This is a genomic window from Drouetiella sp. (assembly GCF_059504425.1).
The window spans coordinates 81,083-92,116 of record NZ_JCACIN010000004.1 but is presented as its reverse complement, the minus strand read 5'-3'; the positions used below and the strand labels follow the sequence as shown (position 1 = coordinate 92,116).

Here is an 11,034-nt window from a genome sequence, read left to right as displayed (position 1 = left end):
AGTGTACTACTCAATTTCAGCCCCGTACCCCCATAATTCGCTTGGAGCGGACTGCTGAAAGATCTCGGTGCATTGCAAAGGTTATTGGCAGCCGCTCAAACGAACAGTTGTACTGCGTTGATTTTCCAGAGAACTACGATTTAGAGTTATTCTATGAGGCGTTTCTGAAAGATTACCTATGGATCAGTCAACTCAACCAACATTGACATCGCATCAACCCTAGTACCCAAATCTCGTAGGGTGCATTGCAGCTAAGCAAACGCACCATTTTTATGAGAATTTTAATGCCGCTCCGCGTAGAATTCTCAATGTTCCTGATGAGGGCTGCTCTGAGATTAATCAGGGCGGCAATTTACAATAGATAGGGAGTTACTGGGAAAGGCTGATGACGTTGCCAGAATTACAAAATCAGGCATTGCGGTTGCCAACTGGCGATCGGGTCAAAACCTCCCCTTATCCCTGCCCTGCCGATTCACTAGGAACTGACTCATAATGATTGCAGTGAAAAAGAACTTCCCACAGCTCACCCCCAAAGAATACTTTGCCTGGGAAGAAAAGCAGCTAGAAAAGCATGAATACATTGATGGTCAAGTCTATGCGATGGGCGGCGGCAGTGTAAATCATGGTCGCATTGCTATCCGGCTCACTGCCCTGTTCGACACCCATTTAGACAGTAGCGGTTGCATAACAGGCAATTCTGATATCAAGGTTAATATTGCCGAAACCAATAGCTACACCTATCCAGACGCTAGCGTAACTTGCGACAAACGAGACAAAAACACGTCTCAATATTTTACTTACCCCTGTCTGATCGTTGAGGTTTTATCAGAGAGTACAGAGGCGTATGACCGAGGGGGTAAGTTCAGAATGTATCGAAACAACCCCGTCTTACAAGATTATTTATTAGTGAGTTCCACCCGCATTGAAATGGATCTGTATCACAAAAAAGATACTGGCGAATGGATTATTCTTAATTACAAGGCAGGAGATCTCATAGAACTAAAAAGCATTAATCTCAGCTTTCCGATCGAGCAAGTCTACCGCAATCTTGTTCTAACGCCAGAAAATCTACCACCAGAATCTGAGTAAATTAGACGGGATCTATTCGTCAGATTGGGATAATGGCAATAGTGGCAGTCTTTGAAAGAATGGGCGATACGAATAGCTTGTTGAGTTGTATAGCGCTACGCGCTTAGATCCAATGAGTTATTTTTTGAGAGCCGCGCTCCGCGCGGCTCTCAAAAAATAACTCGTCCTAACTCAATTACGTAGGGCTATAATGCTCAAGCAAGTCTTGATTCTTGGTAAAGTATGCATTGGAATTCTTGGTGGGTTGAGCTTGCTGTTGAGTTAGTAGTGTATCCAAAAAATAGGAAAGATGATTTGGATTAAAGCCCTATGAACAAAGAGCAATTAGAACAATACTGGCAAGCCTATTTAGCGACGCTTCCAAATGCTGCATCCAGTGTCGAAACTTATGACGCGGGTCAATTTGGCGATCACTCTGAAATGGCAGATGAACTGGGAAATTTAATCTTAAAAGGAGTTAAAACTGCAACCTGTTCAGCTTTATGGGAATGGGAAGCAGAGGGAAGCGAGCTTCCTAAAGTGGGATCAAAATCTATTGTGCTTGATGGGAATGACAACCCACTTTGCATTATTGAAACAACGGAAGTGGTAATCCGAGCATTTAATGAAGTGGACACCAAGTTTGCTTATGAAGAAGGTGAGGACGATCGTTCCTTAGAATCTTGGAGAGAGGAACATTGGAAGTTCTTCTGGCGAATATTACCTAAAATTGCTAAGAAGCCAACCCCTGAGATGCTTTTAGTTTGCGAGCGTTTTCATGTCGTGTATAGGCAGTAACTATTGGTGCAGTGCGGACTCACAACTCCTATGCACATCGACTGTCGAGAGTCGATCGAGGATGACGCAAAAATTATTTGCGGAGTGAATCACAATGCTATTGCAGCAGGTTTTAAGTGCGATCGCGGCTACTCCTTGCCAATCAGCTTCAAGGGATAGTTTCTTGAGTGAATGAGGAAACAATTGAAGCGATCGCTTCCACTTGCTCCCAATATTCTTCATCGGTCAATACAGGTTTCGCCACCTCTGGCAAAAGTTCAGCTTGCAAATCAATCCAAGACTTGCAGCCGCCATAATCAGGACGATAGAGAATGGATTGAGGCTGGGGCAAAGCATAAACCCTCAGCAGCAGCAACGAGAGGGGCGATCGCGCTTTCCACTTTAGCCGTTCTGAGACAAATGCCTCATTCCAAACATGGAACGGCAACAGAGAAGCGATCGCCTCCGCCTCGCTCACTTCAAAAGTATGGGTAATCTCTGCCCAAGACTGAATCGGCACCGTTTCAGGATGCCAGCCCGACGCAATAGGCACCACCTGACTGGCATATTCAGGTTTTAGTAGGCGGGGCTGCTGATGCTCGTAGGTCGGGTAGAGCCAGACTTGGGAATGGGCGATCGCAAAAGACTGTTCTCGAATGCCGCCTTTGCGCAACAGCAAAATAGTGCTGCCACGGGTCAAAGCATTCACGGCGATCGCCCATTCTTTCAGGGCTGCGGTGAGAAAAAGCGGCATGATTTCTCTCGCGGGTTAGATAAAAAAGCTGACCCATTGTTGAGTCAGCCCAGATCGTTATTGTAATTTCTTTGTTCTCTCAAATGCTGCTTCTCACGTCAGCATTACTCTCTCAATCAGACAGTTGGAAGAAACCCAAACTGCGCGTTCCCAAATCGGCAGGTAGGCTCAAGGATAGCTACAAAACTTAAATATCCTTTTCCAGAAAATAGCTTAGCAGTTGGCGTGACCTTTTGTAACTCATCTGGACGGCAAAAATAAATTAGCTGTGCGCTTCAACAACGGCTCCTGCCAGATCAATCTCCAAAATTCGAGTCTGGACGCTAATGCCCTGAGCCACCCAAGCCGCCGCCATTGCCGTCTCTACTGCCACCATTTGGTCAGGGTGAGTCAATGCCAAAAGGGTCGGGCCAGAGCCACTAATCACCAATCCATGCGCCCCAGCATCCAAAGCTGCCGTCTGCACCTGCTCAAATCCTTGAATTAGAGTCTGACGATAGGGCTGATGAATCCGGTCTTGTAAAGCAGTCCGGAGCCAGTCCGATCGCCCCGTCTGCACACCGCGCAGCAGCATTCCCAAATGAGCCACGTTAAACACGGCATCGGCACGGCTGTACTGAGCAGGCAAAACTTGCCGCGCTGCTGCCGTGGAAAGTTCAAAATTGGGAATAGCAATCACAGGCACCACCTCTTCATGCCAGGGAATATCGCAAATTGTCCAGGACTGACCTGCGCCTGATTGCCCCCCCGATCGCCCGTCCGATCGCCCAGCCGATGCCGACAGCCGACAGCCGCCCAGTAAAGCTGGAACCACGTTATCTGGATGTCCCTCTAGTCCGATCGCCAGATCCATCACCTGTTCTAGCGATAGCGGCGATCCTGCTAGGGCATTTGCCCCGACTAATCCCCCCACGATCGCCGTTGCCGAACTGCCTAACCCCCTTGCTAGCGGCACCTGAAGCACAATCTCTAAATGCACTGGCGGAGGAGTTTTCCCAATCTGCTGATATAGCTTGAGAAACGCCTGATATGCCAAATTGCTTGTGTTGGTAGCAACTCGCTCTGCCTCTAAACCCGTTGCCTCAATTGCGAACGATCGCTCCTGATTCGATCGCTTCTGGTCTCCAGCAAAGTGCGAAAACACGAACTGGTTGTGCAAGCTTAGGGCGGCTCCTAGGCAATCAAACCCTGCACCCAAGTTGGCAGTTGTGGCGGGAACGGTAACGGTGAGGGTGGGCGATCGCATAGCGGCGGTTCAGTTCAAGAAATATCAGGTTTAGAGAGAAGCAATTGGGGCAAGTCGAAGTTTAGAACCTCACCCCCGAACCTGACAAGTATTTTTTGAGGAATGGCAAAATTCCGGCTGCCAAATGCTCTGGATATTCCTCGTGCAGACCCAGAGAACCGGGCATCCGATAAACCTGCAACCCCACTCCAGAAAAATGCACCAGCATTTCCATTTCCTCTAGAGACTTAGGCGGCGTTTGCTCCCCAATCACCACCAGTACGGGCACCGCCAGCGGCGGCTGGAAATACTCAAAGAAATGCTTGCGGCGATGGACTGGATCAAGTGCCCCTGTCACAAAAGCCGCCGAAGCAAACCTGGCTCCCCGCTTTTGGGTCGTGCGCCATTTTTGAGCCATCAGCGCTGGCGTCAGATGAGCGCGATCGCCCACCACATGCCGACCATACATCCAGCCTAATATGGGCGGCAGGGTGTTGAGCCAATAGAGAAACTGCCCTAGCAGCGGCAGGCGAATCAGAAAACGCAGAACGCTGTAGCTTTTACGATGATCGCCCATTGCTGTCGGCAGAGGTCCCCGCCAAGTAGGAGCCACCAGCACAATCCAGGAGACGGGCAGCACCACGCCCCGTTGCGCGCCCGCCACCATCTGCATGGCATATCCCGCCGCATGTCCAGCCGCAATGATGACTACAGGTTCTGTAAAAACAGACTGGATAAAGTCTTTCAGGAAGTTGTGATAGAGCGCAGGGCGATAGTCAAATGCAGGGCGATCGGATTGTCCAAACCCCACCCAGTCAGGAATCACAACCTGGTAGTATTGCGCCAACTGCCCAGCTAAGCCGTACATTTCGCTGCGGCTAGAAACGCTGCTGAGGGCGGGCAGAAGCAAAATCGGCTTACCCGTCCCAAAGGTTTCATAGGCAACGGTGACAGGCTTTTTTTGCCAATTCCACTGAAATTCTCGAATTGTGCCAGCAGCAGAGCCGTCGGTAGAAATCATCTCAGCTTTAACCCAGAGCAAACTCTAATTCACTACTAGGGTACATGGCTGTGATGGTCGAGAACATACTTTTCCTTGAAACTATCTTTTTCTGAAGCCATGATGAAGCCATGAACATTTTCCTGGAGACAGAGCGCTTAATTTTGCGGCAGTTTACCTCTGCCGATGTTGAGAATCTCGTGTTACTGGATAGCGATCGCCAGGTGATGCGCTTTATTAACGGCGGCACCCCAACCCCGACCGAGGTGATTCAAAATCAACTTCTGCCCAAAATTCTGAGCTACTACGCCAAATATCCACACTTTGGGTTTTGGGCAGTTGATGAAAAGATGAGTCAGGAATTTATCGGCTGGTTTCATTTTTATCCGGCGATCGAAAATCAGTTTGCGGTTGAATTAAATCTGGTTACGCCAGGGGAAATTGCTCTGGGCTATCGACTGCGGCAAGGAGCCTGGGGCAAAGGCTATGGCACCGAAGGCTCAAAGGCGCTGATTCACAAGGGCTTCACAGAGCTTCAGGTGCAGCGAGTAGTAGTCTGGGCGCTTGCCGAAAACCTGGCTTCCATTCGGGTAATGCAGAAGGTTGGATTGCAGTTTGAAAGAGCATTTTCTTTCACAGAGCAGCAGTTGCCCAACGTTAGCCAGCGTCAAGCCGTGAAATATGGGGTAATGTCTCCAATATATTGTTGATGTGTTGTTGATTTTTTGAAAGGGGCGCTCCGCGCCCCACCCTAAATGTCCTAAGCAAGCTGGCGACAGCTCTACATCCAGAACATCACCGAAATATGGCAGCGATCGCCTTCCCGCAGTTTCGCAAGAGACGCTAGGCTAGAAGGCGGTTCTGTGTTTTATCAACCCAGTTTCTTCAAGTCTCTCTAAACTAAGCCGTCATGTCTGAGCCTATGACTCCCTCGCCTGAACCGGAAATTCCTTTGGTGCCCTCCGAAGCTGCCAGCGTCCCTGCCGACGGATCTGTCAGTGCAGGCGATTCTCTCAGTGCAAGCGATTCTCTCAGTGCAAGCGATCGCAATGCCAAAACCCGACAGCTTCTGGGCATGAAGGGGGCGCAATCCGGCGAGACTTCCATCTGGAAAATCCGCTTGCAGTTGATGAAGCCCATTACCTGGATTCCGCTGATTTGGGGCGTGGTATGTGGCGCAGCTTCTTCAGGAAACTACACCTGGACGCTAGAAAACACCCTAATTGCCGCCGCCTGTATGCTGCTGTCTGGGCCTTTGCTGACGGGCTACACCCAAACCATGAACGACTTTTACGATCGCGACATTGATGCCATTAACGAACCTTACCGCCCGATTCCCTCTGGCGCGATTTCCATCCCGCAGGTGACAGCGCAAATTTTGGTGCTGCTGTTTGCGGGTCTTGGTATTGCCTTTGCGCTCGATCGGTGGGCAGGTCACAGCTTCCCGACCATTACGGCACTGGCGCTTGGCGGCTCGCTGCTGTCCTACATCTATTCCGCTCCGCCGCTGAAACTCAAGCAAAACGGCTGGTTGGGCAACTACGCCTTGGGAGCCAGCTATATTGCTTTGCCCTGGTGGGCGGGTCATGCGCTGTTTGGAGAACTCAACACCACGATCGTTGTCTTGACGCTGTTCTACAGCATGGCGGGTTTGGGCATTGCGGTGGTGAATGACTTCAAAAGTGTGGAGGGCGATCGCCAGCTGGGTCTAGATTCTCTGCCCGTTATGTTTGGTGTGGGCACAGCCGCCTGGATTTGTGTACTGATGATTGACATCTTTCAGTCGGGTATCGCGGCATTCTTAGTCAATATCCATCAGAATCTCTCTGCTGTACTGCTGGTGCTGCTAATTGTCCCCCAGATTACGTTTCAGGATATGTATTTCCTGCGCGACCCGCTCAAAAATGATGTGAAATATCAGGCAAGCGCTCAGCCTTTTTTGGTGTTGGGAATGCTAGTAACAGCTCTGGCGCTGGGTCACGCAGGCGTGTAGAGTTAAGCGGCATGCACAGCGGCATACAAAGCGTATTTCGCAACACTGCCTTGTACTTTGCCTCAAAAAAGACTAAGTTTAGGTGAAGTTAAATAAAGCTAAAGCTAAGCTGTTCATAGACAGTCTAAATAGCAATTGCCAACTTGCCCTTGGTATCTGCCAGTAAGAACAACGTTCTATCTGTGGTGGTTTGTGAGGAAGTACCGTGACTGATTTTCTTGCCAGGTTCAGAGCTATGTCTAGCAGACAGGACAAATCGAATAGGACTGCTGGACATCCATCGCATGACCGTAATGGCAAAACTGATTCCAAAACTCCTGAATTCACGATTTTGGAAAAAGTCACTGCAACAGCGCCTCGTAGAAGGCGCAAAACCTCGCCCAACGGCGCAAAACCACCTCGCCGAGCGATCTATCAAACCTGGTGGGCATGGGGAATTGTGGGTCTAGCTCTGGGGACAGGGGGGTTGGCGATCGCTAGCGTCAACCGCCTCACTGCCCTTGAAAAAGACCTGCCTGACATGAAGGATGTCCTGACTTACACCCGTGCTGGCTCGCTGACGCTCAAATCTTCTGACGGTACGGTGTTGCAGCAGATTGGCTCGGCAACTCGTCAGAAAGTGACGATTACCCAAATGCCGCCCCACTTACCGGAAGCTTTTGTAGCCTCAGAAGATCAGGGCTTTTATCAGCACACAGGGGTGGATTATGTGGCGATCGTCCGTGCTTCTCTCGCCAACGTCATGTCTGGGCAGGTCAAGGAAGGCGGCAGCACGATTACTCAACAGCTTGCCCGAATTGTCTTCCTCGACCAGCAGCGCAGTCTGGGACGCAAAGTGCGGGAGGCGCTGCTGGCGCAAAAAATGGAGTCAGAGCTAGATAAAAAGCAGATTCTAGAGCAATATCTTAACTTGGTGTATCTGGGTTCAGGGGCTTACGGGGTTGCCGATGCCGCCTGGATTTTCTTTAGCAAGCCTGTCAATAAGTTGACGTTAGGAGAGATGGCATTAATTGCGGGCATGGCTCCGGCTCCTAGCGCCTATTCTCCGCTCGTCAATCTAGAATTTGCCCGTGAGCGCCGGGACGTAGTGCTGAAGCGGATGATTGATGTGGGCTTCATCACCGAGGCTGAAGGCAATGCCGCGATCGCCACTCCCATCAAACTCAAGCCGGGTGCAGTCAAAAATACGACGAGTCCGGTGCCCTATTTTACGTCCTACGTGCAGCAGCAGTTGCCGCGTTTAGTCTCCAAAGATGAGCTAGAGGTGGGCGGCTTGACGGTGGAAACAACGCTGAACCTGAAGTGGCAAAAACAGGCTCAGGCGGTCGTGAAAAATGCGATCGCCTATTACGGCGCGAGTGAAGGGTTTGAGCAAGCCTCTCTGGCATCTGTCGATCCGCGCAACGGTGAAATCAAGGCGCTGGTGGGGGGAGATGACTTTGGCAAGAGCCAGTTTAACCGAGCCACCCAAGCCCAACGTCAGCCCGGTTCTACGTTTAAGGCATTTGTCTATGCAACGGCGGTTGCAGCAGGCTTCTCCCCCTATCGCGGCTACATTGATGCCAAATATATTGTGGACGGCTATGAGCCGCGCAACTATGGCAAAAACTATCGTGGCTCGGTCAGCATGAAGGATGCTTTGACTTCTTCGATTAACATCGTGGCGGTCAAGACCCTGGTAGATGTCGGGTTTACGCCTGTGGTCAAAATGGCGCAGCGGATGGGCATCAAGTCGAAGCTGTTGCCGGCCTACTCTCTGGCGCTAGGTAGCTCTGAGGTGAATCTGCTGGAGCTAACCAGCGCCTATGGCACCCTGGCAAACAAAGGCAATCACGTAGAAGTTCATGCGGTAACGCGTATTCTTAACCGATTTGGCAAGGTGATTTACCAGGCAGACTTTAAGCCGCAGCGGGCGATCGATGCTGACAGCGCTGCAATCACCACCTGGATGCTAGAGGGCGTAGTGCAAGGCGGTACGGGCGGAGAGGCGGCTCTCCCCGATCGATCGGTGGCTGGGAAAACGGGCACGTCTGAAAAGAAGCGCGATTTGTGGTTTGTGGGCTACATTCCTCAGCTTGTAACGGGTGTCTGGCTAGGTAATGATGATAGCAGCCCTACCTATGGAGCCAGCAGCACTGCTGCCGCCACCTGGTATGACTATATGAGCAAGCTAACGGGCGATATTCCGGTGGAGGAATTCCCTGATATTCCGAATGACGTAGACTACCGAGATGGATCGATAAAGGCGGAACCCGTCCGTCCGGGTCGTGTTTATGCAGATACTAACACCGCTCCTGGCCGCGAAAGTGGGGAAGGAGAACCAAGCCGCAGTTGGAGCGATTCTGACAGCTATTCCAATGATTCTTACAGCGGCTCCTCAGAGCCTAGCTCTAGCAGCAGCGAGCCTGCGCCCGAACCTGCGCCCGAACCTGCGCCTGTCGAACCTGAGGCACCTGCCAGCGCTGTCCCTACTGAGCCTGAGCCTCCCGTCATGACTGCTCCTGAGCCTCCCGTGATTGAGCCTCCATCTGAACCGATTTCTGAGCCTCCTCCAGTCGTAGTGCCTACTGAACCTGAACCGCCTCAACTTATCTTGCCTGAAGCCTCTCCTTCTCCCTAAATGAATGTTTTTATTCAGGCCTATGAATATGCGGTCAGCAACTTTGCTGAAGTCTCAACTGCGCTGCGGCAGCATTTGGTTTTGGTTTTGGTTCCTTTAGCGATCGGTCTTTTTGTCGGCTTGCCTCTGGGACTCTGGAGCGCTCGATCGCGTCTAGCTTCCATCGTCCTGATTAACGGCTTTAACGCCCTGCGCGTCATTCCTAGCTTGGCAATCTTGTTTCTGGCAATTCCCTACTTTGGGTTGAGCTTTCAGTCAGCAGCGATCGCCCTCACCCTGCTAGTCATGCCGCCCATCCTGATCAACACTGACGTTGCCTTTCGCACGATCGATCCGATGATCCGTGAGGCGGCTTTTGGCATGGGCATGAGTCCGGGGCAGGTTTTGCGTCAGGTCGAAATTCCTTTGGCGCTGCCCGTGGTGATTGCCGGAGTCAAAATTGCCCTAGTTGAAGTGATTGCCAGCGCTACCTTGGCGGCGTTTATTGGGGCGGGCGGCTTAGGCAGCTTCATCGTGCGGGGATTTGCGCTCTATGATATCCCTACCTTGCTGGTCGGGGCTATTCCCGTGGCGATTCTGGCGCTTTTGGCTGAAGTGAGTTTGAGCGCGGCACAGCGATCGCTTCAGCCACCTCGATGAGGGCTGGGGCTAGATCTGCGGTAGATTTTTCGCGGAGATACGGCGCACCCGTCTTGCTGGATTAGCCGCCCACTCTAATGCTAGGAGCGCTCCATTGATGATGAACGCTAGGAGCGCTACGGCGATCGCCCCTGCCCAAATTTTGTCATAGCGACCTGATTGGGCAATGCCTTCAAACAGTAGCGTTCCTAGCCCACCTGCCCCAAACTTGGCGCCGATTGCGGCAATGGCGATCGCCACAATGGCTGCCACCCGCAAACTCGCCAAGAAGATGGCTAGAATCAGCGGCACTTGCACCTGCCACCAGCGTTGCCAGAGGTTCATGCCCATGCCCCTAGCCGCCTCTAATACTGCGGGGGCGATCGACTGTAGACCCACGACTAAGCCGCGTACCAAAATCACCTGTGTGTAAATCACCATTGCGACAATCACCGATCGCTGATTTAACCCAAAAATGGGAATCAACAAAATAATCAGTGCCAGACTAGGCAGAGTATACAGCACTCCCAATGTGCCCAGAATCGGGACATTTAGCCAGCGAAAGCGAGTCACCAACAGCGCCAAAGGCAGCGCGATCAGCACGGCGATCACGAGGGTGAGGCTAGTCATTTGCAGATGCTCTAGGAGCAGTTTCCAGACAATGCCAGGATTTTTGAGGATATAGCTCATGAGTTTGTGATGCAAATGATGCTTGGGGAGCGGTTGGGTTGGAGGAGCGGTTGGGTCGAGAGTGCGATCGCCTAAATAAACCTATCTAGACAAATCCAGTAGATCGCAAAGCTTACACTTGATCCCCCCAACTCCCTTTTTAAGGGGGCTTCAGAACTCAAAGTCCCCCTTTTGAAGGGGGATTTAGGGGGATCAGACACAAGTATTTCTAGCGTGAGTGTGAGCATTGGTTTGCGATCTACTGAGACCTAATTTAAGCTTAAACTCGACAGATTTTTTGTTGGGGCAG

General features: G+C 51.3%; 12 protein-coding genes. 8 read left to right on the top strand and 4 right to left on the bottom strand.

Going from position 1 to position 11,034, the window contains the following annotated elements; genetic code table 11:
• From AC5JMP_RS01690 to AC5JMP_RS01675, 4 genes are all read left to right on the top strand, one after another.
• A partial coding sequence (locus AC5JMP_RS01690) for a hypothetical protein (protein ID WP_495849685.1) occupies positions 1–206 on the top strand: 206 nt, incomplete at its 5' end.
• A 286-nt stretch (positions 207–492) separates the two neighbouring features.
• Positions 493–1,089: a Uma2 family endonuclease gene (locus tag AC5JMP_RS01685; RefSeq protein WP_495849684.1), complete on the top strand. Its 597-nt coding sequence runs from the start codon at positions 493–495 to the stop codon at positions 1,087–1,089.
• A gap of 309 nt (positions 1,090–1,398) precedes the next feature.
• Positions 1,399–1,866, top strand: a complete 468-nt coding sequence (locus AC5JMP_RS01680) for an ASCH domain-containing protein (RefSeq protein WP_495849683.1) — start codon at positions 1,399–1,401, stop codon at positions 1,864–1,866.
• A gap of 30 nt (positions 1,867–1,896) precedes the next feature.
• Positions 1,897–2,025, top strand: a complete 129-nt coding sequence (locus AC5JMP_RS01675; RefSeq protein ID WP_495849682.1) for a hypothetical protein — start codon at positions 1,897–1,899, stop codon at positions 2,023–2,025.
• Here the strand turns inward: AC5JMP_RS01675 and AC5JMP_RS01670 are convergent.
• The 3 genes from AC5JMP_RS01670 to AC5JMP_RS01660 form a co-directional block, all read right to left on the bottom strand.
• Positions 2,015–2,599, bottom strand: coding sequence for a DUF1802 family protein (locus AC5JMP_RS01670; RefSeq protein ID WP_495849681.1), 585 nt, complete (start codon positions 2,597–2,599; stop codon positions 2,015–2,017). The two genes, AC5JMP_RS01675 and AC5JMP_RS01670, sit on opposite strands and share 11 nt — an antisense overlap.
• A 262-nt stretch (positions 2,600–2,861) precedes the next feature.
• Positions 2,862–3,845, bottom strand: a complete 984-nt coding sequence (gene thrB, locus AC5JMP_RS01665) for a homoserine kinase (RefSeq protein WP_495849680.1) — start codon at positions 3,843–3,845, stop codon at positions 2,862–2,864.
• A gap of 61 nt (positions 3,846–3,906) precedes the next feature.
• A complete protein-coding gene (locus tag AC5JMP_RS01660; RefSeq protein ID WP_495849679.1) occupies positions 3,907–4,845 on the bottom strand; it encodes an alpha/beta fold hydrolase in 939 nt (312 codons plus the stop codon).
• Between the two features lie 110 nt (positions 4,846–4,955).
• On the opposite strand from AC5JMP_RS01660, the gene AC5JMP_RS01655 reads away from it, so the two are divergent.
• The 4 genes from AC5JMP_RS01655 to AC5JMP_RS01640 all read left to right on the top strand — a co-directional run bounded on the left by AC5JMP_RS01655 (position 4,956) and on the right by AC5JMP_RS01640 (position 10,076).
• Positions 4,956–5,534, top strand: a complete 579-nt coding sequence (locus AC5JMP_RS01655; protein WP_495849678.1) for a GNAT family N-acetyltransferase — start codon at positions 4,956–4,958, stop codon at positions 5,532–5,534.
• A 200-nt stretch (positions 5,535–5,734) separates the two neighbouring features.
• Positions 5,735–6,817 (top strand): chlorophyll synthase ChlG, encoded by a 1,083-nt coding sequence (chlG, locus tag AC5JMP_RS01650; RefSeq protein WP_495849677.1) that lies wholly within the window; start codon positions 5,735–5,737, stop codon positions 6,815–6,817.
• A gap of 235 nt (positions 6,818–7,052) precedes the next feature.
• On the top strand, positions 7,053–9,437 hold the full coding sequence (locus AC5JMP_RS01645; protein WP_495849676.1) for a transglycosylase domain-containing protein: 2,385 nt from the start codon (positions 7,053–7,055) through the stop codon (positions 9,435–9,437).
• Positions 9,438–10,076: an ABC transporter permease gene (locus tag AC5JMP_RS01640; protein ID WP_495849675.1), complete on the top strand. Its 639-nt coding sequence runs from the start codon at positions 9,438–9,440 to the stop codon at positions 10,074–10,076. It abuts the gene before it with no gap.
• A gap of 9 nt (positions 10,077–10,085) precedes the next feature.
• Here AC5JMP_RS01640 and AC5JMP_RS01635 read toward each other — a convergent pair whose 3' ends face one another.
• A complete protein-coding gene (locus AC5JMP_RS01635) occupies positions 10,086–10,745 on the bottom strand; it encodes an ABC transporter permease (protein WP_495849674.1) in 660 nt (219 codons plus the stop codon).
• Positions 10,746–11,034: the final 289 nt, after the last annotated feature.

Excerpts from the sequence above, each read along its gene's own strand:
- AC5JMP_RS01645 (WP_495849676.1), top strand. The coding sequence starts at position 7,053 with ATGTCTAGCAGACAGGACAAATCGAATAGGACTGCTGGACATCCATCG.
- AC5JMP_RS01635 (WP_495849674.1), bottom strand. The coding sequence starts at position 10,745 with ATGAGCTATATCCTCAAAAATCCTGGCATTGTCTGGAAACTGCTCCTA.
- AC5JMP_RS01640 (WP_495849675.1), top strand. The coding sequence starts at position 9,438 with ATGAATGTTTTTATTCAGGCCTATGAATATGCGGTCAGCAACTTTGCT.
- AC5JMP_RS01660 (WP_495849679.1), bottom strand. The coding sequence starts at position 4,845 with ATGATTTCTACCGACGGCTCTGCTGCTGGCACAATTCGAGAATTTCAG.
- AC5JMP_RS01670 (WP_495849681.1), bottom strand. The coding sequence starts at position 2,599 with ATGCCGCTTTTTCTCACCGCAGCCCTGAAAGAATGGGCGATCGCCGTG.
- chlG (WP_495849677.1), top strand. The coding sequence starts at position 5,735 with ATGTCTGAGCCTATGACTCCCTCGCCTGAACCGGAAATTCCTTTGGTG.
- AC5JMP_RS01655 (WP_495849678.1), top strand. The coding sequence starts at position 4,956 with ATGAACATTTTCCTGGAGACAGAGCGCTTAATTTTGCGGCAGTTTACC.
- AC5JMP_RS01675 (WP_495849682.1), top strand. The coding sequence starts at position 1,897 with ATGCACATCGACTGTCGAGAGTCGATCGAGGATGACGCAAAAATTATT.
- AC5JMP_RS01685 (WP_495849684.1), top strand. The coding sequence starts at position 493 with ATGATTGCAGTGAAAAAGAACTTCCCACAGCTCACCCCCAAAGAATAC.
- AC5JMP_RS01680 (WP_495849683.1), top strand. The coding sequence starts at position 1,399 with ATGAACAAAGAGCAATTAGAACAATACTGGCAAGCCTATTTAGCGACG.
- thrB (WP_495849680.1), bottom strand. The coding sequence starts at position 3,845 with ATGCGATCGCCCACCCTCACCGTTACCGTTCCCGCCACAACTGCCAAC.